The sequence below is a fragment of the Pseudoalteromonas sp. SG44-8 genome (genome assembly GCF_014164125.1).
Taxonomy (GTDB): Bacteria; Pseudomonadota; Gammaproteobacteria; order Enterobacterales; family Alteromonadaceae; genus Pseudoalteromonas; species Pseudoalteromonas rhizosphaerae.
The window spans coordinates 1-24,480 of sequence record NZ_JACJEQ010000026.1 but is presented as its reverse complement, the minus strand read 5'-3'; the positions used below and the strand labels follow the sequence as shown (position 1 = coordinate 24,480).

Sequence of the window (24,480 nt, the reverse complement as noted above, 5' to 3'; positions counted from 1 at the left end):
AATATGACTAATTTAGTTGCAATTAATTACAGTGCTCACAAACATTTAAAAATTGATACCGCGAAAACTCAAGAACACAGTGCCACGCAAAATATGCTTCCCGTTGTGGTTGCTGAATTTAGCCAAGTATCTGTGCAACATCCGATCGTACTTGCTAAGAGTGGTGAAACAGGCGAATTTACCTTAACGGCATTATTAGGTTTTGAGCAACATGAAAATTTATTTTCGAAAGACGGTCAATGGCAAGGAGTTTACATACCATTACAGTTACAAAGGCAGCCATTTTTTGTCGGTGATATACAAACTGAAGTAGCGGGAGATTATGCGGTTTGTATAAACTTAGACAGCCCATCGATAGTTCGCGACTCAGCGCAAAATAACGTCAATGACATCCAGGTATTATTTACTGACAGCGGTGAAGATAGTGATTATTTTGTTAAAATGAAACAATGCTTAGGGTATTTATTGCAAGGCGAAATAGAAAATAAAGCACTGATCGACACATTGTTAGCACTTAATTTAGTGCAGCCTCTTTCCCTTGACGTTACCTTTTGCAATAAGCAAAGTTCACGTTTAAACGGTCTATATACGGTAAGTGAAGAGAAAGTAGCGGCACTAGATCCTGAACAAATAGGGCGTTTACATAAAGCACAACAGCTTAAACCAATCTACACGATGATCAATTCATTGGGTCAACTGTATCCACTTATTGAACGTAAAAATCAGCAGTTAGTTAGTGTACATGACTAGTGCTACTTTTTTAAACCCGGCAATGAAAGTTACACGCTTAGTTGTTGGTAATGAGCGCATACCTGTTTTAGTGATTGATGATTTAAGTTTAAACTATAATGAACTCATCGCCTGTGCTTGTAAAAACGTTAATCATAGCTCGGCATTTACTGCATGTAATGGAGATTTATACCCAGGGGTTCGCAAACCATCACCGGCTAACTATAGTGAGCAACTTAAAGAGTTACTCCCTATCTTAAAATCGTCGTTCAATTTTATCGATAGCAATGACATGAAAGTGGTTTTTTCTGCGTTTTCAATTGCCACAACACCGGTAACAAAATTAAGGCCCATTCAAATGTTGCCTCACTTTGATACTCCTAGTGTTAACCAGCTTGCTGCTGTGCATTTTTTATGTGCAAAAGCATATGGTGGAACGTCCTTGTATCGGCATAAAGCATCTGGCTTTGAACGTATAACACAGCAGCGACTCGCACCGTATCGTGCAATGATCAAACAGCAAGCCATTGCTCAAAGGCTCCACGAACGTCCTAGTTATATTTCCAGTGATACAACATTGTTTGAGCAAATAGCCTCACTAGAGGCGAAACCGAATAGGCTTATTGTATATCCAAGTAATGCCTTGCATTCTGGTAATATTAATCCTGATTTAGGACTATCTAGTAATCCATCAACTGGCCGTTTAACCATTAGTAGCTTCCTAGCCTTTGGGTAATAACAAAGGCTAGGAAGCTAAAGTAACCTGAGCGCAGATTTAGTATTTTGATTGAATGGCTAAGTTTGTAGATGTTTAATCTAAAGTAGAAATATAAGTTATATCGTTTGTTTATTGGTAATACTGTAAAATAAACATGTACTTAAAAAGCTTGTGTAAGATAATTCATATAATTTTCGCGCTCAATGCTTTAAGTACTGCGCGGGTTCTATCGCGGGTATTGAGCTTTGCCAGTAAGCTTGATACATGATTCTTAACGGTTCCTTCAGCTAAAAAAATGGCTTGAGCTATTTCTTTATTAGATAGTCCAGCTGCGATCAGTTTTAAAATATCAGTTTCGCGTTCACTCAGCGGTTCAATTTCATTATCCCCAAAGGTCGACAGCTGTGCTGCATTTAGCTGATTTAATAACACTGGCTCTGCTAAGGTTTGTCCGTTGTACACACGATGGACTGCATGATGAAGCTTTTCGGTGTCGACATCCTTGAGTAAGAATCCATTAGCTCCTGCTTGCATTGCATCTACAAATAACTGCGGATCATCAAAAGTTGTTAAGATAATTACCTTGCAATCAAAATGCTGTTTGCGAAGTTGGGTTAGTGCTTCGATACCATTGACGCCAGGCATCCTAATATCCATTAATAGTACATCAATGGGATCAGAGGATAGCTGCTCGCATACTTTGATGCCTGAGTCGAGTTGCCAACAGACGGTAAATTCGTCCGCTAAAGAGAGTAAATTGGCGATCCCCTCGCGGATCAGTGCTTGGTCGTCGACAATGGCTAGTCTGATCATAATGTGTCCTTAAGGGGGAGGGTGACATGTAAGCAAAAACGCTGTGGCGTTTGCTTGATTTCCATACAGCCTTGATATTCACTTACCCGCTCTTTGATTGAGTTTAAACCACAGCCGAAATTCAAATCACTTTGTTGGGATTGCTGATTAATAATATCTAAGGCTAACATTTTGTTGGTCTGTGATAGTCGCACTTCAATGTGTTTAAATTGGCTATGCTTAATCGCATTGGTAATTGCTTCTTGACACACTCTTAATATACATTCGGCTTGCTTATGGGAATGGATCTGCAGCGCATTGTCGATGTTAACAGCAAAATTGTAACCAGGTAACCGATCTGCAATTTCATTGAGTGCTGTTTTTATATCAATATCACCGTCGGTACGAATACTGCGAACCATGTTGCGGATCTCACTCAGTAATGCTTTTGCTAAGTCGCGTGATTGGATCAATGTAGCATGAGAAGAGTCATCTTTTGAGTTGGCTGTTTGCTGTGCGGCAAACTCTAAATTTAAAATTAATGCGGTAAGTTGATGGCCACAAATATCATGCAGGTCACGACTGATCTCAAGGCGCTCACCATGACGAATACTATCGGTTAGTAAACTTCGTGTAGAAGCAAGGTGTGCATTCATCAGTGTTAATGCTTTATTTGTTGCAGCTTCTTTGACGGCAACTTTACTGGCGGCAAACGAAAAAATCTCAAAAGCCAAGTAGACACTACTTAGTGTTAATTCATGCCACAGAGAAATAGCATTTTCTTTACTAAAAAAGAGCACCAGCACAAGTGAGCTATGAGCAGCAACCATCGGGACTAAAGCGTATCTCGATCTAAAAATGAAAGGCAGTTGCCCTGCTATAATCACCAATAAAATATAAATTAATGGGGTGTGTAATATCCAGCCTAATATTAAAGTTGCCAGTATTTGTAAAAATATAAAACAGCTTAAACTGCGAGGATTTTGGTTTACACCATTTGTCAGTGTAATCACTAAAAAGCTTAGTATATACAGCATATAAGCGAGAAAACTGCTTAATAGCGATGTGGCTTGACTAGTTACTAAAGTAAGCGCCATAACTGTGGCGCAGCCTAGTAAGCCCGCTAATGTTAGTTGCCAGTTAATAGGTTTTTTTAGTGTCAATAAAGAGGGCGACTGCATTTCGCTTCCAGCAAAAAAACAAAGTGCTTTAGTTTACGTTAGCTTGTCTTTAAATAGCAATAAAACAGCAATGACTCATTAATTTAAATCAATAAAACAGTATGCGGGTTTTTAAACGCGATGTTAATAAATTTGCTTAATACTAAGACATAAACAAACTAATTTCAAAAAACATGACTTTTGGCACCTGTATTATATGTGGGACTTTTCTACAGTAGCTACATCAGCTTAGCAATAGGTGTTAAGCCACATTAGAAAGAGCTTGTTATGTTTAAAAAATTAGTTTTTACCAGTGCATTTGCAATCAGTAGCTTAGCTGCACAAGCTGCCGAATTAACGGTCGATATTGCGGGGATCACACAGCTTGAAGGTGATATATATGTGGTGCTTTATGACTCAGTCTCTGCTATGGAGTCAAATAAAGCCACGCTAGCATATAAAGGGGCCGTGACTAAGTTACAGACTACAGTAACATTTAGCGATTTAAGCGCCGGTGATTACGCCATTTTGGCTTACCAAGATTTAGATAATAATCAAAAGCTCAATCGTAATATGATTGGTATTCCTAATGAGCCATATGGTTTTAGTAATAATCCTCGTTTAATGGGGCCGCCAAGTTTTGACAAATTACGCTTTGCTGTCGGTGATGTTGATCACACTATTCAAATTTCGATTGATTAAGGATATTGCTATGTTACGTCGTGAATTTTTAAAAAAATCAACATACTTAAGCACATGCGCAATCATCGCTAGCCAATGCCCTGCGGTATTTGGAGCAAATGCAAAGCCACAGCCAAGTCATTCTTCTGCTATACAGTCTTCTTTTTTAGGTTGGCAAGGGGTAACGGATAATATTGATCCACATTTTGAACCTTGGCAAGGTGAGCTACCCGTTCAGTTACAAGGTATAACATTTTTCCGCAATGGCCCGGGTATGCAAGAGCGGGCAGGGCAGCGTTACAGCCATTGGTTTGATGGCGATGGGTTTGTTAATCAATTTAAATTTTCACAGCACGGTGTCACTCATCAAGGAAAATTTACACAAACACAGAAGTTTGTCGAAGAGAGTAAAGCAGGAAGGTTTTTATATAATGGTGCAGGCTCAATAATTACTAATGCAAAACCGGCAAAAAATACCCAAGTATTCAATACTGCAAATACGGCATTGTTACCAATGGCCGGTGAGCTTTGGGCTATGTGGGAAGCGGGTACGCCGTATCGCCTTGATCAAGAAACACTCGCAACCAAAGGACAGGTTGATTTTGGGTCTGAATTAAATGGGGTTCCTTTTTCAGCTCATCCTCATGCTGATAGCGATGGTACGATTTGGAACTTTGGTGATATTTCTTTTACAGGTAAACCTTGCATTGTAGTGTATCAACTGACGGCGCAAGGAGGCATAAAACGCTATAAACTTTTACCACTGCCACATCATAGTTATATTCATGATTTTGCAGTGACAGAGCAGTATTTAATATTTTATTTGCCGCCCATGTTACAGCAACTGGGAGAAACTTATATAGAACGATTTAAATGGCAAAAACAATTAGGCAGTCGGGTATTAGTGGTTGATAAGCATAGTTTGCAAGTAGTTAACCAGATGGAGCTTGAAGCTGGATTTGTTTTTCATTTTGGAAATAGTTGGCAACAAAATAATGAACTAGTTGTTAACTTATGTCTGTATCCAGATGCAACTGTAATGACTGATGTAATGGCTAATATAGACAATCACCAAAATCGTATTGCGCATGAACCAGCTAAAGCAGCGCAGCTTAGGCTTAATCTTGTTACTAACAAGGTATCGATTAACTGGGCTGAACCATATATGGAATTTTTGCAATTTGATAAGCGTTTCGCTGCTAAGTCATCGGCTTTGCAGTATGGCGTAGGAATAAGCAAAAATAATCCACATAAAGAGTTTAATGCAATCACAAGATTGAACACGCAATCAGGCCAAAGTCAAAGTTATAGTTTTGGTGATACAGCCCATGTTGAAGAGCCTTTATTTATAGCCAAAACAAATAGTAATAGAGAAGGGCAAGGTTATATCATTAATACGTGGTTGGATTATGGATCGGCTAAAAGTGGTGTTGCTGTTTTTGATGCGGAGAAAATAGGTCAAGGGCCGTTGGCTTCAATGCAATTACCCTATCATTTACCGCTGGGTTTTCATGGAGCAATAGTATAGCAAAAGCTAATTTACAGTTTGCAAAGCAAGTGTGTTTAATTGTTGCTTGGAATCTAACGGTAAAACTCCTTTGCCAGTGAGTTTAATACCGGCGCTTAGGTGCTTAACCATTAGTAGCTTCCTAGCCTTTGGGTAATAACCAAGGGTAATGTTTTTGCAAAAGAAAGCTAAAGTCTTATTATTTTGTGCCGATATTATTACCAGGATAATTTTAAGGATGAAATATGAAGATCTTACCTGTTATTACTATTCCTGAAGCTCATGGGTTTCAAAGTAAATACGACAAACGACTTGAAGAACAAGCAGCGCAAACAGAACAGCCTGAATATATTTTGTCTGAGTTTTTAGATGCTAAAGCGCAAGAGTATAGCGAAGATGATGTGAATTTTGCTGAACAGTATAACAATTTACAAAAAGTGTATGAAGATTTCGCTCAAAAGATCATCGTGCTACAAGAACAAATTAATAAATTAAAACAAGATCCAATTCAGCGAAATCTCAAGCTTGAAAGCCACAATAGCAACTTTATACAGCTGGAAAAAAATACCGAAGCGCAAAATTTAAAAATAGATCCTGAGCATACTGGTGCGAAAAAATACCGAGATTCTCAACAGCAAGAGCAAATTGATATATCAGTTCAGCAACTTAATGAGCTAAAGTCCAACCACGCAGAAATAAAGAAACAGATGATAGAAATGGTTATCACAGAGCTTAAAAAGCGAGATAACGAAGAATATGATTTTAAAAAATAATTTTAATATTTCCAATATAGCCGCTTAATTTACGCTATTTATGCTCAAAGTTAATATGCGCTAATTCAAGTTTAAAATTACCTTGCTGCTTTTTGGCGATCATAAGGCCCAATTGTTGTACATCTTTGAACGTTAACTCTGGTTGCTGCTCTAAGGTTTTACCACGGTAAGTGAGACTAAAGTCAGTTGGTGAGAATGTAACGACTTGCCATTGATCTTTTATCGTTTCAAATGAGGTTGTATACGCTGGTCCGTCTAGGTACTGACTCGTTCTTAAGCGAAGTTGATACGTTTTACCATCTCCTTTGAACCGTAAAGATATGAGATTGGCGTTTTCTTTATTAGTGTTTATTGTTGTGCGTATTGAAGCAAAGCCTCCATTATTTTCAAGAGAAACGTTGCCTGTAAAAATTAAGCTATTGTCCTTCTCATAAGCTTGGCTGGTCGATAAACCGCCCATTACTGAGTCATTAACTATTTGCCAGTGCAGAGTTAAATCGCCGGAACCTGATAGTAAGAGCAAACTAGTTGTAGGGTTTGTTTTCATTTTTTATCGCAAAGCTTTGTGTTATAGATAAGCTCAATAATACGTATGTTCAGATAAATTGATCACTTTTTTTAAAGTAGGGAAAGCATGAATTCAGATAAATTTTTTAAATGGGTATGGAACTTAAATGGAATTATTTTATTAGTCGGGGTTTTAATTGCTACTGCGTTAATTTCAGTCAAACTTGTTACAACAGTATTTAATGATAACGACGTTGAGCCACCGGCATTAAATTTAGCCGATGACAAAAACGAAGAAGAAAAGTGGCGTTTGGGCTACCCGCGAAGAGTAGGAGAAACGGACTTTTATTATATAGAGCTAGAGTCTGAAAAGTTAACGGTTGAAGCAAGCATTCAAGCTGAATCGGAGGTCCGTGCAATGTTCTCTTCGAAATACAAGCCAACACGCTCAAAAAATGTGATGTTTATCAATGGTAAAACAAACTATGCAAATTGGCTTTTTGATACGACAGATCAGTTGATTACTGATATTTCTCCATTGTATTTATCTGAATTTGATTCGCAGTCAAAAGCGGCGGGTATTGCCTATCATGTTATTAAAAACGATACAAATAACGACGGCCTTTTAAGCAACGAAGATAAAAGCATTTTTGCGTTAAGTAAAATTGATGGCAGTGGTTATAGCGAGGTTCTCACAGGCTTCGACCGCATTCTTGAGCGCGCTGTTAATGAGCAAGGCAATTTGTTTATGTTGTTTATAGACAATGCTGAAGTGTTTTCAATGCTTGTTGATTTAACTACTTTTAAAGTGATTGATAAAAGGCAGCTACCTAAAGTCGGAGGACTATAACTATTACTCATGAGTATTATTTAACCTGACCTCTGATTAAGAGAATTACTAAGACACTGATTATAAATATTGTTCAGGTTATTTACACTCTGTTACAGTTATTCGCCGAACAAAGCTGCAATCCATTTTTATGTTGTTATGATGATATAAAATAACAACATAAGGATGGTTAAGTTGAAATTACGTACTTTTTTAACCGCAATAGCGATTGCGGTTGCGCCTACATTCTCACCCATGGCCGCGGCTTATGATACTCAAGATACGCGATTATTGCGTTTCCCTGATATTCATAAAGAGTCGGTTACTTTTGTTTATGCCGGTGATATTTATATAGCAAATATCAAAACGGGTAAAAGCACGCGCTTAACAGATCACATTGGTTTTGAAACATTCCCTAAGTTTTCTCAAGATGGGAAAAGAATCGCTTTTTCAGCACAGTACAATGGTAGCCGCCAAATATATGTAATGAATCGCGATGGCAGTGATCTAAAGCAGCTGACTTACTATAACGATGTTGGTGTGATGCCGCCTCGTGGTGGCTATGATTATCGTGTCCTTGATTGGACGCCTGATGGTAAACATATAGTGTTTCGAGCAAACCGTACACCTTATGGTAAGCGTGTGGGACGTCCTTACATGGTCCCTGCCGATGGTGGCTTAGAGCAGCCATTGGCTATACCTGAAACGGGTGGCGGCATGTTATCGCCTGATGGTAAGCAATACGTATATACACCAATTGATCGCGAGTTTCGTACCTGGAAGCGCACGCGAGGGGGCCGCGCACAAGATGTATGGATCTATGATTTAGAGCACAACAAGTCTACGCAGTTAACTACCGATAGAGCCACAGATCAGCAGCCTACTTGGGTGCATGACAATATTTATTATGTGTCAGACAGAGCATACACCTTAAACTTATATAAGCATCAAGACGGCAAAGCACCAGTAAAAGTGACCAATCACACGGATTTTGATGTGCTTTGGCCATCGGCAGGCCCTGATGCCATAGTGTATGAGAATGGTGGTTATTTATACCGTTTTGACGATGCAACGCAGCGTGAAGAAAAGCTGACTATTAACGTACAGGGAAATCGTGAATATACCATGCCTTATAGCAAAAATGTGGCTGGTTTTATTGATTCGATGGATGTATCCCATGATGGTAAGCGCGTGGTTTTTAGTGCCCGTGGAGAGCTGTTTTCAGTACCCGTTAAAAATGGCCCAACACGCAATTTAAGCTATACGCCTAAAGGGCGTGAAATTGCCGCTTCGTGGTCACCAAATGGCCGATATATTGCGTATATGAGTGATGAAAGTGGTGAGTACGAAATTTATATCCAAGACCGAGCTAATAACAACAAGGTTAAACAACTGACAACTAATGGCACTATTTGGCGTTTTGACCCTGTTTGGTCTCCGGACAATAAAAAGCTATTGTTTGCAGATCTAAATCACACCTTATGGTGGCTTGATATAAAAACCGGCAAGCAGCATAAAATTGATACCGCCAAGTATGAAGAAGACGGCTTAACTACGTATATTTGGTCACCTAATAGTGAAGATGTTGTATTTGTTAAAAATAACGAAAATCGTTATGCCTCATTATGGCATTATAATTTAAAAGATAAACAAGTTACACGTCTGACCGACGATATGAGCAGTGAACGAAATCCGGCGTTTTCTCCTGATGGTCAGCAATTGTATTTTACTTCAGAGCGCGACTTTAACTTAACTTTTAGTAGTTATGAATTTGACTACATGTTTAATAATGCCACGCGAATTTATGCTGTTGCTGTCAATAGCAAAATCAAACCGCTGAATACGCCACTGACTGATGAAATAAGTATTGTTGACTCGAAAGCGGATAAAGACGATGACAAGTCAGCTAAACCGTTAAGCACTTATATTGAAAGTGATGGTTTTATGGATCGCGTTGTCGCTCTAAATGCTCTGGCCGGAAATTACAGTGCTTTAACTGCTGTAAAAGATGGCGTATTAACACTCTCTGCGGGTGAGCTAAAATTAATACCTATTGCCGTCGATGGCGAAATTGCCACCGTAGCGAAGGGGGTTAATAGCTATAAAATATCAGCGAATGCGCAGCATATCATTGCTCGCTCAGGTGATAATTACAGTGTAATTAAGCCAGCCGCTGAGCAAGATTTAAAAGCCACCCAGTTAGACTTGCAAAATATGATACTAAAAATTGACCCGCAAATAGAGTGGGCGCAAATGTATCGTGAAGGCTGGCGGACATTACGTGATTGGTTCTACGATGAAAATCACCACGGCCAAGATTGGGATGCTATTTTAAAACGCTACCAACCAATGGCTGATGCAATCGCACATCGCGCCGACCTTGACTATGTGCTAAGCGAAATTGCCGGCGAGATTAACTCCGGGCATATTTATGTCAACTCTGGCGATATGCCAACTGCAACACGTTTACAGCATGGTTTATTAGGCGTAGAAATTAGCGCGCATAAATCCGGTTTTGTAAAAATCGAAAATATCTTTAAAGGCGAAAACTGGCACGAGAACTTCCGCTCACCACTCAACGAGCCGGGCGTTAAAGCAAGCGTTGGTGACTATATTGTTGAGGTAAATGGTCGTTCAGTAAAAGATGTGGTTAACTTTTATGAATTACTTGAAAACACCCAAGGTAAATCGGTTGAGTTATTGCTTAGTAAATCCCCGAGCCTGAAAAAAAGTTGGAAGGTAACAGTTAAACCAATCGCAAGTGAAACCGGCTTACGTTATTTACAATGGACGCATAGCCGTGCTGAATATGTAAATAAACTATCCGACGGTCGTATTGGTTATGTACATTTGCCAAACACACATTACGAAGGTAATCGTTCGTTATTTAAAAACTTTTTACCGCAAACTAGCAAAGAAGCAATGATCATAGATGATCGCTACAATGGCGGTGGTTTTATCCCAGAGCATATGATCACTTGGCTGGCACGTAAACCGCTTAACTACTGGAAGCGTCGTGGCGTTGAGCCAACGAAAACACCACAGTTTGCCCATGATGGACCAAAAGCCATGCTGATCAACGGCTACTCCAGTTCAGGTGGTGACGCACTACCGTATTACTTCCGCCAAGCAGGTTTAGGTAAACTAATTGGCACTCGCACTTGGGGTGGGTTAATAGGTATCTCTGGTAACCCAGGGCTTGTGGATGGTGGTTCAGTTATTGCTGCCACCTTTAGAATACTCGACAATGACGGTAACTGGATCATCGAAAATGAAGGCGTAAGCCCAGATATCGAAGTGATTGACCGTCCAGAGCTTATTCAAGCTGGGCAAGATCCGTCGATTGAGCGTGCCGTAAAAGAGCTGTTAAAAGAGCTTAAGGCAAACCCGAAAAAACCCTTGATTGTGCCGCCAGCTCCAACAGAGTTTGGTAAGTAGTAAGGTTAATAGGTATTAAAAACTGAGCCAGCATTTGCTGGCTTTTTTATAGCTTTTTGCGCTGAAGTTCGTATTTAAATTTGTCGGTCGCCATTTATGGTGAAAAGGAACGTATAAGATACGTACTGAATTTTAACTGTTAAATAGTTCATCTAATCTAAAATATTCAACACCATCACCTGATTGTTTACTGATACTACACATTTTTATGGCAACTTGTTTGCCCGTGATAGGGCGATACTTTCTTAAACCAGGCAGCATACATAAAATTGGTAACAATACACTGCCAAGCTTTTCACCAATACGAAATTCGTTATTACGCTCGCCAAGTAATAACGATGGCTGAATAATACTAATGCGTTTAAATGGCAGTTCTTTGACAGTATTTTCAAGTTCACCTTTCATTTGTAAATATGCGTTACCACTATTGGCATTTGCACCACTGGAGGATACTAGCAAGTAATGGTGTACTTCGTGTTTTGCAGCAAGTTCAGCGACTTTTAACTGATAATAAAAATCAACCTTACGCTGAGCGGCTATAGAGCCAGCTGCTTTTTTTGTCGTGCCTAAACATGAAAATAATATATCCGCTTTAAAAAGCGCAGCGTGTTGATCTAAATGGTTAAAGTCCACTACATGATTAACGACTTTGTCACTGTTATAACTAATAGGGCGACGCGTTAGGGTGATAACTTTACTGATATGAGTTGCCACAATTAATTCTTCAACTAAGTGACTGCCCACTAAGCCAGTTGCACCGACAACAATAGCGACTTTATTAAGCATAAGTATCCTCAAGTATTAATTTTATTTGTGAGAACTGGGGGTGATTATAATATCACTTATCAAAAGTCTAATAGTGGCTAAAGTTATAGCTTACTATTAGACTGATAACTATTAGACTTCTTTTTTTAACAAGACGATAGGGGATAAAATATGTTTTATCACTTGTTCATATTTACTGTCATCGGTTAAATCTGGGGCATGAAGATCTAGACCAATTTCAAAGTCATAATTTTTGCCATCAGGAATGTAGTACTGTACGGCAAGGCTTATTACCGGCCTAAATTCGACTGACTTTTGAGGTATTGTTACGATATGTTGCTCAACACCATTCCAATTAGCAGTGCCATCAATAACTTTTATTGAGGTTTCTTGCGGCTGAATAACTAACAGAGTATTAATATTTGGATATGCGCTTTTAACGTTATTAAACGTGTATTGCATTGCTGTTTGTATTAGTTCTAAGTTAAGTTTACCTGTTTTTGTGTTGAAAGCACCGCCTTGTTTCATAATAAAACTATCAAAAAATCTTTGTGCCTGCGGATTTAGGTTAGTTAAATTATATTTTTTTGAGAAGTTGACCACGTTATTGTCAAATGCTTCTCGGTATAATACTTTGCTACCGGTATTGGAGGTTGGCAACCATATATAGGCAAGATCGCTATGGGTAGGTGCGTTGACTAATGTGATTGCACTAATCCTCACTTCAGGATCGCTATTATATTGAATCAGTTTACACCCGACTAAATTTAGTAAAGTCATGATGATTAAAAAAAGCTTCATCATTTTTTTGTTTTCCAAGTGTCAATTGTCTTTAGTGCAAATTGTAACGCGTTGTCTAATTTTGTAGGATCTTTAAATAATTTATCAGCATCTTTAACAATAATTTCTTCATCGCTGTTAAATTGTGCAACTAATTCAATACCCCCAGAACCTGTTGTTAACAGTGTATCGTGTTCATCTCTAATACGGATATATAGTCGGCTCCCAGGAACATAACCTTCTTCGTTCTGAAATAACGATACAAATATATCTCCACCATCAGCGCCGCCTTCAAGGTAAGACTCTTCCTGACCATACCATTTTGCCACATGTCCTAATAGAATACTGTTAGTAAATTCTGCTCTAACAGTATCTACGCCCGCAAATACAAACGCACTTATACCTAATTTAGCTTTTGTTTTAGCAAGCGCTTTTTTCCAGATTTCATTACGTAGGTTTTCATTTTCCTGACCTGTAAGAGGGTCGTACAAATTATCAGCATTGTCTAATAACTGATAATAAAGATCATAAACCTCGCTGGCATCGACTACTTGAAATCCGCGATCTTCAAGTGCTTTTTTTATAGGTGTTTTATAATGATCTGCCAACTGTTGTTCAAAATAACTGAGCTCTTCTTCAACATAAAAACCACCAAGCCCAAGTATCTGATGGTTTGATTTTAGTTGTGCAGTATTCATGTAATTGGGTGAAGAGTTACACCCACTTAATGTTATAAGGATAAAAATAGTATAAATATATCTCATAATAATTCCTGAAAATGAGTGTTAAGTTAAAGTAATTTGATTCCGATTTTAGCGAACGAGGTGAGGGTCAGGTATCTATATTCGCTACCTCCAACTTGCGAACGCCAGTTGATCGTAGTTTTTTTATTATTCAAACCGCTATCAGTATAAAAAATTAGGTATTTTGCCTCGCTTGGCAGAGTAAACTGTGTTTTGTAGTACAGCTTACCGTCCAAACCTAAGATTGTTGGTAAACCATTTTGCCATGCTTCATAGGGTTTGAGGTGTTGAATAATCTGTTTTGACTTATCCAAAAGCAATAACTGAGGATAGACAAGCGTTGCATTTTGAATAAATACGCCATTAGCGTAGCTAAAAACTTGGGCAAAACGACTATCGCTAGGTTTTTCAATTGCAATAAATGGACTTTTCGCATCGCCAAAAAGTCTTACAGGCTGCTTTTTCAAATCAAAATGAATAAACTGCTTTGTTTGTTGCGCTACGAATGTAATATCGTTTAAGTTAATACAACATACCGTGTGATTCTTTAATATTGCGAGATCATTTTTAGCCGAATTCGCGCAGCCTGATAACAATAGAAGTAAGAGCAATACAATTGTTAACTTTTTCATAAGTATTTTAATTATTATTAGTATATAGATAGTATCTAATATGCAATAAGACTGAAATATATAAATTGCTAATATGTGACACAATGTAAATGAAATGAAAGGTGATGAATTTAAACTGGTTTATTACAGGCTCAATGGTTTGTAATTAAACAGATAAACTAAACATCGGTCTGCGTTTAAACGAGCAATAATCTTTTTAAAAAACTATAAAATTGAAGAGGGACTTTATGAGTATTATCTCCTTAACCACTCAACATAACGTTGCGGTGTTAACCTTAACAAACGGCGAAAACCGCCAAAATCCACATTTTGCACATCAACTAAAACAAGCGTTAGCAGAGGTTGTTGAAAACCAAAACCACAAAGCGCTAGTCATCACCTCAAATGATGATAAGTGTTGGAGTTTAGGCATTGATACTGATTGGTTGTTACCTGCTATGCAAGCAAAAAAGGCCGATGAAATACGTGGTTTTATGTACGACATGGACGATGTATTTAAAACCTTACTGCTTTTTCCTATGCCAGTGATCGCTGCCATTAATGGTCATGCTTTTGGTAACGGTGCAATTTTAGCGTGCGCGTGTGACTTTAGATTTATGCGCGGCGATCGCGGCTTTTTTTGCTTCCCTGAAGTGGATTTATCAATCCCATTTTTACCTGGCATGATCGCCTTTGTGAAAAAAGCGATCCCTTACTATCGCTTTAACGAAATGAAACTGACAGGGCGTCGCGTTTCTGGATCAGAGCTTGCAATTGATCACGTTATAGAAAAAGCCTCAACAGACCAAGATAGCCTATTAGCGGACGCAATGGCGTTTGCCGCTGCATTTGATAAAAAGCGCGCCATTTTTGCTGAGCACAAAAAACGTTTACACAAAGAAATAATTCGTGTGATAGATGAAGAAAATAAACCATTTATAGATAATCTAGCCTTGATGGTTTGAGCTATAAGCTGCTCTCAATAACAATCTAAATAAAGATGCTTATTTAATTTTAAGGATAAAGGCGTAAATGAAAGCGAAACAAATAGAACAATTAGCATTAACAGCTGCTGAAACTAAGGAAGTTATTACGCCTTATGCATTTAAAATAGATCAAGCGTTATTGGGACTACCACTTGCTTCACCGACTCGCCGCGCGCTCGCGATGGTAATCGATGTAGCGCTAATTTTTCTCGCGGCTAAGATCAGTGCTGCTGTAATCGCATTTGTAGCTGCAATGGCTTTTTATAAAGGCACAGCGCAAAAATACTTACCAACAATGTCGACTGTTTGGCGAAGAGTATTAAAAATAATAGCTACTAGTATATTATTTATAAGTTCACTCTCAGTGCTTTCAATCGCAATCGATTTTTTTGAGGAGGATACCGCGATTCAAGGGATAAGAATTAAACGCGAAACACCATTAAATGCAGAGGAAAAACAACAGATAAATACTTATTTAATGCAAACAGCACCAAGTCAAAATTGCGATCAGACTTGTCAAAGCAATGCGCTTGCTAATTTAGTTACTCAAGTGCCACAATTGGCTGAAATAGATGAATTTGATAACGATCAGGTTGCCCGATTATTATTGAAAGTAATGGTTGAAGCTGATGAGCAGACTGCTACACCTGAAGACGCACCGGTTAAAGCTGCACCTGTGAATAGTATTTTACAGTGGGGCAAAGGAATCATTCAAGATTTAGGTCTTGGCTTTGGTTGGGCTGCTGTATATTTTACATTATTTTCGCTGCTTTGGCGTGGCCAAACACCGGGTAAAAAAGTATGCAATATCCGAGTTGTCGCACTTAGTGGCGAAGATTTAAGTTTATGGGATGCGTTTGGCCGATACGGCGGCTACGGCGCAGGGTTTGCAACTGGGTTACTAGGTTTTTTACAAGTTTATTGGGATCCGAACCGCCAAGCCATTCAAGATAAAATATCAGCAACTGTGGTTATTAAAGGCAGTATAAATCAGCTAATAAATGAAGAGACAGTTAAAGCGATTGTTAAATAGATAGTTAGACTCTAAGCAAGTTTTATAGAAAGGATTAATATACAGAGCATGCCCTATTTATGAAAAATAGGGCATTTAGGGAGGTTCACAGTCCTAAAAACTCTAAATAAGGCATAATAACATCGATATTTGATTTTATGAGTGCGCTAATACCGGCAAAAAACAGCGCGAATAGTGTACACGCTGAAACATAACTAACATGTTTATAAATCAGACGATAAAACTTGTCCAGAAAGTTCCACATCAAAAATAATGCGCCTATCCAAAACATGGTATCAAGTTTATATAACAGCGCAATTGTGACCACTGCTATTTCACTAATTAAACCGATAAGCTCAGCGCTAAAGCGTAGCCAAGGTTTTTCTTTTAATAAGAAAAAGCTAAGTTGGGAGATCCCCGAAAAATAAGCAAGTGGCAGTAACGTGAGCATACCAAGTTCAAAAGATTGTAGAGGCTGCCTTAGTTCGAGTAAAGGCGCGAACCAATCGGTATAAAATACTAACCAAGCTAATAGAGTTAACGTAAAACTAAGCGCAGTTAAATAAACAGATTGTGCAACGCGTTCATCTTGGCTGCCGACGGTTACTCTGCCTGGAGCAACTAATATCATAAAACCAAAAGTTGATAACAAAGCTAATACACTGCAAAACCCAAATATGCTGTTATCAAATATTAAGGTTAGCGCAGCAAATGTAATTGCTAAGGGCCATCCTACCCATTTAGCTTCTTCTTTATCGTCACTAATACGACTTAGCACTGAATAGCTAATAACGCTGCCTAAAGAGAATCCTGCAACCAGTAACCAATATTCGTAATGTAAAAAAATGAGTGAAAAAATAGACGCGCCGTAAATCAAAAGTTCGTTGAGTAATGGTGGGAAATGTGACATCACTTTGCCAATTAAGGCCAATAATAACAAAGCTGAAATAGCATATAGCGCGGTGGTGAAACTATCAATACGCTGCTCGGTGTCAGATATTGGTGAAAGTTGTTTGCTAATTTGATGGGCATTACCAATCGGTATGTCGGAGGTGTATGTTCCACTGTCTAAGTCAAAATGAAAGTTCGTTTGCGCTTGTTGATGTAAAAAAGTAGATTTTTCAGTATACACATTCTCTGAAACAGCATTTTCAGCTTTTAACTCTAGTAATAACTGATATTGAGCTTGTAACTCATTCTTTGAACTGACTTCATATTGAGCGGCTAAACCCAAGGAGGGGATAATAAGCATCAATACGAACAGAATAAAATGCCTGATTCTGACCATGTGCTGTGTAATTGATTGTTTGCATTGGGTGTTAATTAACAACATACAACTTCCTTGTTATTATGTTTACGACAATTGATGTAGATGAAATATATCAATTGTGTGATTACTTTTTAGTGAATATATTTAACGGTGATTATCTTTATATTTAAATTTTACGATTAATGCTGCGATTGTAATGCTAAAAATAAATAACCACACAGGCAAGTTACCGTATTGACTATAGATGCTGTCGCCTTGGATTAGCTTGATATTAACTTTAAGTGTGTCGGCTTTAAATTGTGGCATGCGGACTTGAATTTGACTGATTGGGTCGTATACGCCGCTGATGCCATTGTTGGTCACACGAATAAGCGGGCGTTGTAATTCAAGGGCACGCATACGGGCTATTTGCATGTGCTGGTGGGGACCGTGGGAGGCACCAAACCAGGCATCGTTACTTACAGTAAATAAAATATCCGAATCATTGTGGTAATTACCACGCACTAAATCAGCAAAAGCGATTTCGTAGCAAATGGCCGGTAATATATTTAAGCCATTAGCACGTAAGTTATTTTGAACTTGGTCGCCGCGAGTGAACGATGACATGGGTAGGTCAAATAATGGCGCGATTGGGCGCAATATATCTTCGAATGGCACAAACTCACCAATGGGTAGTAATTGATGTTTTTGATAACGATTTTTACCTAAGTATTGATAATGACCGTGCTCGTCGCTGTGCTCTTTATTGCCAAGTACAATAAGGGTGTTAAAAATAGTTTTGGTGTCGAGTTGGTAATCAACAATACCGGTGATAAGTGCGGTGTTGTTAAATGACGCTGCGCTATCGAGGCCGGCCAAAAAGCTGTCGGCGAGGGCTTCAATTTCAGGAATAGCTGCCTCGGGCCAGACGATCAAGTCTGCATCCCAGTGGGGGCGAGTCATGTCTTGATATTTACTCATAGTGGTCCAAAACTCACTAGGCTCAAAACGCAGGCTTTGTTTGATATTACCTTGCACTAATAAAGCACTAATGGTTGTTTCGCTGTATTGATTGCTGCGGCTAACAACACCCATACCGCTGATAACAGCGATGATAGCTGCGGTTGCTATCGTTAGTTTAAAGTCTTTTGCAATAATAAGCCTATAGAGTGCAAATGCGATGGCTATGCACACTAACGTTAAGCCAAATTCACCGATCAGCGGCGCTAAAAAGTTAAGTGGGCTATCGGTTTGAGTATAACCAAAGCTTAGCCAAGGGAAGCCGGTGAGTACCACACCGCGTAAGTATTCGGTGACAGCAAAGCCTGAGAGTAATAATAAACCGTAGCTACTAGGGCCGCTGGCAAAGCGTGTGGCAAACATAAAGGCTAAAGCCGGGTAGATAGCTAAATAAGCACATAACAGCACCATCAGTAACACTGAGGCTACCAGTGGCATACCGCCGAAGGTGGCAATGGAGACATGCACCCAACTGATACCTGCGCCAAACCAACCGAGGCCAAATATAAAACCATATTTGGCGGCGCGTTTACTGGCTAGTTTGCCATATTGCTGCCCAGAATTATGTGTGTGGGTACTGTATATCGCTAATGCTAAACAGGCGAACGTGAGGGGCCAAATCTCAAAAGGGGCATAACACAAGGTTAAAAAGAGGCCCGCAACCAGTGCGAGCCATGCTTTTTTATCTTTTGCTAAATGCAGGCAGTTAGTCAGAAGTGTCTTCACTGTCGTTATCATCAGCCTTTGGCACTGTAACCTGTAATTGCAATAATCGACGATTATCGGCATTGGTTACTTTAAATTGTAAGCCATCTATATCAATTATTTCACCACGGCCAGGCATATGCCCAAAGGCGTGTAAAACAGTACCACCGATGGTATCAGCGTCTTGCGTGCTGTAGCCAGTTTTAAAATATTCGTTAAAATCATCAACAGGAGTAAGTGCTTGAACAACAAACACATGCTTTGCAAGTTGACGAATATCTAGTTGCTCTTCTTCGTCGTGTTCATCTTCAATTTCACCGACGATGAGCTCAAGAATATCTTCTATGGTTACTAAACCAGATACACCGCCGTATTCATCAATTACTAACGCCATATGGTAACGCTGTTGGCGAAACTCATTAAGTAGCGTATCAACACGCTTACTTTCAGGCACAACAACGGCTGGGCGTAAATAATCACGTAATGATGGCAGTAGATCATCTTTATTGAGGATCAGTGGTAATAGATCTTTTGCTAGTAAAATGCCTTCAATGTGGTCTTTATCTTCACACACCACTGGAAAACGTGAATGCGTTGAATCGACCATCATTGGAATGAGTTCTTCTAGTGGCGCTTCCACTTCGAGCGTGATCATTTGTGAGCGCGGGATCATAATATCTCGCACTTTTAACTCTGACACACCGAGCACACCTTCGATCATCTCTTTGGTTTCAGGATCAATGACATCCCGAACTTGCGCATCGGCAATTACTTCAGCCAGCTCTTCTCTATTCTGGGGTTCCCCTTGCAACATTTGGGTAATTCTACCCAACCAGGTCTTGCCAGAAGAACCCTGGCTAGTCTGCGAGTTATCGTCGCTCATTGCGTCTACTTGCTCCGTAAATTTAAATATCGTCCCGATATGGGTCTGCTATGCCTAATTCGGCAAGCAATTGCTTTTCAATGCTTTCCATTTCTGTCGCATCTTCATCCTTTATATGGTCAAATCCAAGTAAATGCAAGCATCCGTGGATCACCATATGGGCAAAGTGGTCATGAAATGACTTTTCTTGCTCTATTGATTCAGCTAACACTATGGCTGGGCAAATAACTAAATCACCCACCAAAGGTAGCTCTATACCTGCTGGCGCTTCAAATTCAAACGACAACACATTGGTTGGTTTATCTTTACCACGGTAGTCATTATTGAGTTGTTGGCTTTGCTCTTCATCAGCAATAACAATACTCAGCTCTGATTCATCACGGTATTGACTAAGCACTTTATTAGCCCACAGCGCAAACTGCTCAAGACTAGGCAAGTTATCAAACTCGCAGGCTATTTGTAAATCAAGTTCAGTGTTCACGGCATCACTCTTTAGTCGAAGGTTGCGCTTGCTCTTGGTTTGCGAGCAAGTCTTTAGCACGTTGTTTTTCGGCGCGTTTGAGTCGTTCTGCTTCATCGTTACGTTCGTAGGCTTCAACAATACGTGCCACGACAGGGTGGCGTACCACGTCCTGTGATTGGAAGAAGTTAAAGCTTATTTCGTCTACATCGCTAAGTACTTCAATGGCGTGACGAAGCCCTGAGCGCGCACCACGGGGTAAATCTACTTGGGTAATGTCGCCAGTGATCACTGCTTTTGAATTAAAACCAATTCGGGTTAAGAACATTTTCATTTGTTCAACCGTGGTATTTTGGCTTTCATCTAAAATAATAAAGGCATCGTTAAGTGTGCGACCACGCATAAAGGCAAGTGGAGCGACTTCAATGACATTTTGTTCCATCAGCTTTTCGACTTTTTCAAAGCCGAGCATTTCAAATAAGGCATCGTACAATGGGCGCAGGTATGGGTCGATTTTCTGACTTAAATCACCTGGTAAAAAACCCAGTTTTTCACCGGCTTCAACAGCAGGGCGGGTCAATAAAATACGCCGTATTTCTTGACGCTCTAAAGCATCAACTGCTGCGGCGACAGCTAGGTAGGTTTTACCTGTGCCAGCAGGCCCTATACCAAAGGTGATATCGTGACGAAATATATTCGATACATAATGACCTTGATTGTCGTTACGTGGTTTTATTACGCCACGACGAGTTTTGATCATCACCTCTTTGCCATATTCGTTTAGCTCATCTTGCTCTAATGCATTTGACTCACTAATGGCTAAATGTACGGTATTTGCTTCAATTTCAGTAATAACACCGCGTACTGGCTGAGTTTCGACATATAAGTCTTTGAGGATTTCCATCGCTGCAAACGCGCTGGTGGTTTTACCGGTGATTTTAAAATAGTTATCGCGATGAGTAATTTCAACACCTAAGCGGCGTTCAATGTGTTTGATGTTTTCGTCAAACGGGCCACATAAAGATGAAAGACGTTTGTTGTCGGAGGGTTCTAAATAAATCTCTAATTTTTTTAATTGATTACTCAAAATTGCTTCCTGTTTTGATGTGCCAGCGAGGCTGGCACAGTAAGTTTCGCCTAAGGAACGAAAGTTGCAACACCTAATTCATCAGGGGTGGCTTGCGGCTCTGGTTGTGCTGCTTTACTTAAAATATCAGCAGGAGCAACCGCACGGCGTAAGTTCATTTGGGATTCTGTACGAATTAAGTCACCGCGTAAAGAGTTTGGCAGTGCCTCAGTTATACGTACATCAACAAACTGACCGATCACTGTGTGTGGGCCGATAAAGTTTACTACGCGGTTGTTTTCAGTACGGCCACGTAGCTCCATCGGATTTTTCTTGGATGGACCTTCAACTAGGATGCGTTGTTCAGTATCAAACATTTGACGACTGATCTGTTGCGCCATTTGAGTAATACGGTTTTGTAGTAGGTATAAACGCTCTTTCTTTTCTTGCTCGCTGACATCATCAGGCAAATCAGCCGCTGGCGTACCCGGGCGTGCGCTGTAGATAAAGCTAAAGCTCATATCAAAACCAATATCATTGATAAGGTTCATCGTCGCTTCAAAGTCAGCGGCGCTTTCACCTGGGAAACCAATGATAAAATCTGACGACATACTTAAATTAGGGCGAATTTTACGTAATTTACGAATCGTTGATTTGTACTCAATAGCAGTGTGACCACGTTTCATTAAATTAAGAATACGATCCGAACCGCTTTGTACAGGTAAATGTAAGTGATCGACTAATTCAGGTACGTCGGCATAAGCGTCAATGATGTCTGGTGTAAACTCTACCGGGTGCGACGTGGTGTAGCGAATACGGTCAATCCCGTCGATAGCTGCAACATAACGAATTAAATCTGAGAAGTAACAAATTTCACCATCGTGAGTTTCGCCGCGATAAGCATTTACGTTTTGACCTAGTAGGTTTACTTCACGAACATTTTGCTCTGCAAGTTGAGCAATTTCTAATAATACATCATCAAGCGGGCGGCTGACTTCTTCACCGCGCGTGTAAGGTACTACGCAGAAGGTACAGTATTTAGAGCACCCTTCCATAATAGATACAAATGCAGAAGGACCGTCTGCTTTTGGCTCTGGTAAACGGTCAAACTTTTCAATCTCTGGGAATGAAATATCAACCACAGAGCTGCCTTTGTTACCTTGCACTTGTTTGATCATTTCAGGTAAACGGTGCAATGTTTGAGGGCCAAAAATAACGTCAACAAATGGTGCGCGTTGGCGAATTGAATCGCCCTCTTGTGACGCAACACAGCCACCAACACCGATGATCAGATCGGGTTTGTCATCTTTGAGTAATTTCCAACGGCCTAGTTGATGGAATACTTTTTCCTGCGCTTTTTCGCGAATTGAACAGGTATTGAGTAGGATAACATCTGCATCCCCAGCTTCATCAGTTAACTGGTAGCCGTTGGTTGCATCGAGAAGATCAGCCATTTTCTGAGAGTCGTATTCATTCATCTGACAACCCCAGGTTTTAATATGCAGCTTTTTACTCATTGAAATATAGCCTCGTTTTCAATTCGGTAGTGGCACGGTTGTGCGCTAAACAGGATAAGCGGCACTTTCGCTTACTTAAAGGACGCGTATTTTAGCTGGATACCCGTCTAGATCCAAGTATAGTTTTTATGTTTGTGAATTGAAGTCAAACAAAGTGCGTTTTATGGTTGATTAAGATGAAACTCACTCGCACTTGTAAACAGAAGTACGATACAATCAAGCGCACTGAAAATAACCAAATTAGTGACTAAAAATGATGAAAAACAAGGTTATTGTTGTTGGCGGCGGCATGGTTGGTGCAGCCACAGCAGTTAAACTCGCTAAACAAGGATGCCAAGTAACAGTGATTGAGCAGCAGATAATTGATGCTGATGCTGTATTGGCAAGTGAAAAAGTTGATATTCGTGTATCTGCTATCAATCGTTTTTCAGAAAACTTATTAGATGACTTAGGCGCTATGCCTATTTTACGAGTGCATCGACATGCCCCATATCAACAGCTCGAAGCGTTTGAACGAACGGGCGATAACCTTTTGTTTGATTGTCACGATATTAATACCACTCATTTAGGCCACTTAATTGAAAATAATTTAATTCAAGCGAGTATCTGGCAACAGTTTGCACAGCACAATATCGAAGTGATTGAAACACCTCAATCATTGTCCGCAATTGAGCAAAGCGAACAGCAAGTGACATTGCATTATGGTGAGCAGCAATATACAGCTGATTTAGTTGTTGCTGCAGATGGTGGGCAATCGTTATTACGTCAACAGGCAGGTATTGGTGTTACGGGTTGGCAATATGGCCAGCATTGTATGGGAGTATTAATAAAACTAGACGCTGCGCAACAAGTAAAAACATGGCAGCAGTTTAAGCCCACAGGTCCGGTAGCTTTTTTACCTATGCAGGCGCCATACGCCAATTTAATTTGTTACCACGATGCAAAGCAGTTAAAGCAATGGCAGCAACTCTCAGCAAGCGAATTAAAACAGCAACTGCTTGCACATTTCCCGCCCTTAGCTGGGGACTTTGATATCATAGAGCATGCTGTTTTTCCGTTAGCCCGCCAACATGCCAACAGCTATTCAGATGGCCGTATCGTGTTGGTTGGTGATGCAGCGCATACGATTAATCCGCTCGCTGGGCAAGGGGTTAACTTAGGTTTTCAAGATGTCGTAGCACTTGCTGATATATTAAAAAATGCAGACGATATAGGTGCTGCACAATATCTTAAACAATATGAGCAAACTAGACGCAAAGCAAATTTGTTAATGATGAGTATGATGGACGCTTGTTATTTTGGTTTTTCTAATCAACTAACTCCATTGCAGTGGGCACGCAGTCAGTTTTTGAAAATGGCAAATAAAACCGGACCGGTAAAGCATTGGGTATTAAAATATGCGATTAGCGGTGAAATCAGTTAAGAATTCTCATTTTATTAAAAATATGATTATCATAGCGAATTAAATAGCTAACTAATTTAATGTAATTGGTATTAATAGAATGGCTAGGGTGGGCGAAAGCTCACTCATATAATTTTTTGATAAAAG

The 24,480-nt window shown here is 39.7% G+C and carries 23 protein-coding genes; 10 read left to right on the top strand and 13 right to left on the bottom strand.

The features are described 5' to 3' along the window. Positions 1-3: 3 nt before the first annotated feature. Entirely contained in the window at positions 4-750 is a 747-nt protein-coding gene (locus H5163_RS16675) for a SapC family protein (RefSeq protein ID WP_182735571.1), read from the top strand. Next, positions 743-1,465, top strand: a complete 723-nt coding sequence (locus tag H5163_RS16670; protein ID WP_259399830.1) for a DUF6445 family protein — start codon at positions 743-745, stop codon at positions 1,463-1,465. Before H5163_RS16675 ends, H5163_RS16670 begins: the two co-directional genes overlap by 8 nt. A 165-nt stretch (positions 1,466-1,630) precedes the next feature. Here the strand turns inward: H5163_RS16670 and H5163_RS16665 are convergent, their stop codons facing one another. Both H5163_RS16665 and H5163_RS16660 read right to left on the bottom strand, forming a co-directional pair. After that, positions 1,631-2,260 (bottom strand): response regulator transcription factor, encoded by a 630-nt coding sequence (locus H5163_RS16665; protein ID WP_145240576.1) that lies wholly within the window; start codon positions 2,258-2,260, stop codon positions 1,631-1,633. Then, positions 2,257-3,420 carry a sensor histidine kinase gene (locus H5163_RS16660; protein WP_182735570.1) on the bottom strand — a complete coding sequence of 388 codons (1,164 nt, stop codon included), beginning with the start codon at positions 3,418-3,420 and terminating at the stop codon, positions 2,257-2,259. Before H5163_RS16660 ends, H5163_RS16665 begins: the two co-directional genes overlap by 4 nt. Before the next feature lie 267 nt (positions 3,421-3,687). Between H5163_RS16660 and H5163_RS16655 the strand changes: the two genes are divergently transcribed. From H5163_RS16655 to H5163_RS16645, 3 genes are all read left to right on the top strand, one after another. Further along, positions 3,688-4,101 carry a DUF2141 domain-containing protein gene (locus tag H5163_RS16655; protein WP_145240580.1) on the top strand — a complete coding sequence of 138 codons (414 nt, stop codon included), beginning with the start codon at positions 3,688-3,690 and terminating at the stop codon, positions 4,099-4,101. Positions 4,102-4,111: 10 nt separating this feature from the next. Continuing rightward, entirely contained in the window at positions 4,112-5,608 is a 1,497-nt protein-coding gene (locus H5163_RS16650) for a carotenoid oxygenase family protein (RefSeq protein WP_182735569.1), read from the top strand. A 224-nt stretch (positions 5,609-5,832) separates the two neighbouring features. Then, positions 5,833-6,360 carry a hypothetical protein gene (locus H5163_RS16645; protein WP_182735568.1) on the top strand — a complete coding sequence of 176 codons (528 nt, stop codon included), beginning with the start codon at positions 5,833-5,835 and terminating at the stop codon, positions 6,358-6,360. Between the two features lie 34 nt (positions 6,361-6,394). Here the strand turns inward: H5163_RS16645 and H5163_RS16640 are convergent, their stop codons facing one another. Further along, on the bottom strand, positions 6,395-6,907 hold the full coding sequence (locus H5163_RS16640; protein WP_182735567.1) for a CIA30 family protein: 513 nt from the start codon (positions 6,905-6,907) through the stop codon (positions 6,395-6,397). An 87-nt stretch (positions 6,908-6,994) separates the two neighbouring features. Here H5163_RS16640 and H5163_RS16635 point away from each other — a divergent pair, with 87 nt between their 5' ends. Further along, positions 6,995-7,717, top strand: a complete 723-nt coding sequence (locus H5163_RS16635; RefSeq protein WP_182735566.1) for a hypothetical protein — start codon at positions 6,995-6,997, stop codon at positions 7,715-7,717. 234 nt (positions 7,718-7,951) lie between these two features. Beyond that, positions 7,952-11,134 carry a PDZ domain-containing protein gene (locus H5163_RS16630; RefSeq protein ID WP_404936317.1) on the top strand — a complete coding sequence of 1,061 codons (3,183 nt, stop codon included), beginning with the start codon at positions 7,952-7,954 and terminating at the stop codon, positions 11,132-11,134. Positions 11,135-11,266: 132 nt separating this feature from the next. Here the strand turns inward: H5163_RS16630 and H5163_RS16625 are convergent, their stop codons facing one another. The 4 genes from H5163_RS16625 to H5163_RS16610 form a co-directional block, all read right to left on the bottom strand. Beyond that, positions 11,267-11,920 carry an NAD-dependent epimerase/dehydratase family protein gene (locus H5163_RS16625; protein ID WP_182735564.1) on the bottom strand — a complete coding sequence of 218 codons (654 nt, stop codon included), beginning with the start codon at positions 11,918-11,920 and terminating at the stop codon, positions 11,267-11,269. Between the two features lie 111 nt (positions 11,921-12,031). After that, positions 12,032-12,703 carry a hypothetical protein gene (locus tag H5163_RS16620; protein ID WP_182735563.1) on the bottom strand — a complete coding sequence of 224 codons (672 nt, stop codon included), beginning with the start codon at positions 12,701-12,703 and terminating at the stop codon, positions 12,032-12,034. Further along, entirely contained in the window at positions 12,700-13,443 is a 744-nt protein-coding gene (locus tag H5163_RS16615) for a hypothetical protein (RefSeq protein WP_259397362.1), read from the bottom strand. The genes H5163_RS16620 and H5163_RS16615 overlap by 4 nt, the downstream gene beginning before the upstream one ends. Positions 13,444-13,469: 26 nt before the next feature. Further along, a complete protein-coding gene (locus H5163_RS16610; protein WP_145240596.1) occupies positions 13,470-14,054 on the bottom strand; it encodes a hypothetical protein in 585 nt (194 codons plus the stop codon). Positions 14,055-14,281: 227 nt separating this feature from the next. Here H5163_RS16610 and H5163_RS16605 point away from each other — a divergent pair, with 227 nt between their 5' ends. Both H5163_RS16605 and H5163_RS16600 read left to right on the top strand, forming a co-directional pair. Continuing rightward, complete coding sequence (locus H5163_RS16605; protein ID WP_145240598.1) at positions 14,282-14,998, top strand: enoyl-CoA hydratase/isomerase family protein; 717 nt, start codon at positions 14,282-14,284, stop codon at positions 14,996-14,998. Positions 14,999-15,065: 67 nt separating this feature from the next. Next, positions 15,066-16,052, top strand: coding sequence for an RDD family protein (locus tag H5163_RS16600; RefSeq protein ID WP_182735562.1), 987 nt, complete (start codon positions 15,066-15,068; stop codon positions 16,050-16,052). Between the two features lie 85 nt (positions 16,053-16,137). On the opposite strand, the gene H5163_RS16595 is transcribed toward H5163_RS16600, so the two are convergent. From H5163_RS16595 to miaB, 6 genes are all read right to left on the bottom strand, one after another. After that, entirely contained in the window at positions 16,138-17,364 is a 1,227-nt protein-coding gene (locus tag H5163_RS16595; protein ID WP_182735561.1) for a hypothetical protein, read from the bottom strand. Positions 17,365-17,445: 81 nt separating this feature from the next. After that, complete coding sequence (gene lnt, locus H5163_RS16590; protein ID WP_145240604.1) at positions 17,446-19,026, bottom strand: apolipoprotein N-acyltransferase; 1,581 nt, start codon at positions 19,024-19,026, stop codon at positions 17,446-17,448. Continuing rightward, positions 19,007-19,888: a CNNM family magnesium/cobalt transport protein CorC gene (gene corC, locus H5163_RS16585; RefSeq protein ID WP_149980717.1), complete on the bottom strand. Its 882-nt coding sequence runs from the start codon at positions 19,886-19,888 to the stop codon at positions 19,007-19,009. The genes lnt and corC overlap by 20 nt, the downstream gene beginning before the upstream one ends. A gap of 22 nt (positions 19,889-19,910) precedes the next feature. After that, positions 19,911-20,369, bottom strand: a complete 459-nt coding sequence (ybeY, locus tag H5163_RS16580; protein WP_145240621.1) for an rRNA maturation RNase YbeY — start codon at positions 20,367-20,369, stop codon at positions 19,911-19,913. Between the two features lie 4 nt (positions 20,370-20,373). Further along, positions 20,374-21,435, bottom strand: coding sequence for a PhoH family protein (locus H5163_RS16575; RefSeq protein ID WP_145240623.1), 1,062 nt, complete (start codon positions 21,433-21,435; stop codon positions 20,374-20,376). 50 nt (positions 21,436-21,485) lie between these two features. Then, entirely contained in the window at positions 21,486-22,931 is a 1,446-nt protein-coding gene (miaB, locus tag H5163_RS16570) for a tRNA (N6-isopentenyl adenosine(37)-C2)-methylthiotransferase MiaB (protein ID WP_145240625.1), read from the bottom strand. A 253-nt stretch (positions 22,932-23,184) separates the two neighbouring features. On the opposite strand from miaB, the gene H5163_RS16565 reads away from it, so the two are divergent. Continuing rightward, positions 23,185-24,354 carry an FAD-dependent oxidoreductase gene (locus H5163_RS16565; protein ID WP_182735560.1) on the top strand — a complete coding sequence of 390 codons (1,170 nt, stop codon included), beginning with the start codon at positions 23,185-23,187 and terminating at the stop codon, positions 24,352-24,354. Positions 24,355-24,480 lie beyond the last annotated feature (126 nt).

Bases quoted from the DNA above. Each gene is read 5' to 3' on its own strand.
- H5163_RS16675 (WP_182735571.1), top strand. From the start codon at position 4: ATGACTAATTTAGTTGCAATTAATTACAGTGCTCACAAACATTTAAAA.
- H5163_RS16670 (WP_259399830.1), top strand. From the start codon at position 743: ATGACTAGTGCTACTTTTTTAAACCCGGCAATGAAAGTTACACGCTTA.
- H5163_RS16665 (WP_145240576.1), bottom strand. From the start codon at position 2,260: ATGATCAGACTAGCCATTGTCGACGACCAAGCACTGATCCGCGAGGGG.
- H5163_RS16660 (WP_182735570.1), bottom strand. From the start codon at position 3,420: ATGCAGTCGCCCTCTTTATTGACACTAAAAAAACCTATTAACTGGCAA.
- H5163_RS16655 (WP_145240580.1), top strand. From the start codon at position 3,688: ATGTTTAAAAAATTAGTTTTTACCAGTGCATTTGCAATCAGTAGCTTA.
- H5163_RS16650 (WP_182735569.1), top strand. From the start codon at position 4,112: ATGTTACGTCGTGAATTTTTAAAAAAATCAACATACTTAAGCACATGC.
- H5163_RS16645 (WP_182735568.1), top strand. From the start codon at position 5,833: ATGAAGATCTTACCTGTTATTACTATTCCTGAAGCTCATGGGTTTCAA.
- H5163_RS16640 (WP_182735567.1), bottom strand. From the start codon at position 6,907: ATGAAAACAAACCCTACAACTAGTTTGCTCTTACTATCAGGTTCCGGC.
- H5163_RS16635 (WP_182735566.1), top strand. From the start codon at position 6,995: ATGAATTCAGATAAATTTTTTAAATGGGTATGGAACTTAAATGGAATT.
- H5163_RS16630 (WP_404936317.1), top strand. From the start codon at position 7,952: ATGGCCGCGGCTTATGATACTCAAGATACGCGATTATTGCGTTTCCCT.
- H5163_RS16625 (WP_182735564.1), bottom strand. From the start codon at position 11,920: ATGCTTAATAAAGTCGCTATTGTTGTCGGTGCAACTGGCTTAGTGGGC.
- H5163_RS16620 (WP_182735563.1), bottom strand. From the start codon at position 12,703: ATGATGAAGCTTTTTTTAATCATCATGACTTTACTAAATTTAGTCGGG.
- H5163_RS16615 (WP_259397362.1), bottom strand. From the start codon at position 13,443: ATGAGATATATTTATACTATTTTTATCCTTATAACATTAAGTGGGTGT.
- H5163_RS16610 (WP_145240596.1), bottom strand. From the start codon at position 14,054: ATGAAAAAGTTAACAATTGTATTGCTCTTACTTCTATTGTTATCAGGC.
- H5163_RS16605 (WP_145240598.1), top strand. From the start codon at position 14,282: ATGAGTATTATCTCCTTAACCACTCAACATAACGTTGCGGTGTTAACC.
- H5163_RS16600 (WP_182735562.1), top strand. From the start codon at position 15,066: ATGAAAGCGAAACAAATAGAACAATTAGCATTAACAGCTGCTGAAACT.
- H5163_RS16595 (WP_182735561.1), bottom strand. From the start codon at position 17,364: ATGTTGTTAATTAACACCCAATGCAAACAATCAATTACACAGCACATG.
- corC (WP_149980717.1), bottom strand. From the start codon at position 19,888: ATGAGCGACGATAACTCGCAGACTAGCCAGGGTTCTTCTGGCAAGACC.
- miaB (WP_145240625.1), bottom strand. From the start codon at position 22,931: ATGAGTAAAAAGCTGCATATTAAAACCTGGGGTTGTCAGATGAATGAA.
- H5163_RS16565 (WP_182735560.1), top strand. From the start codon at position 23,185: ATGATGAAAAACAAGGTTATTGTTGTTGGCGGCGGCATGGTTGGTGCA.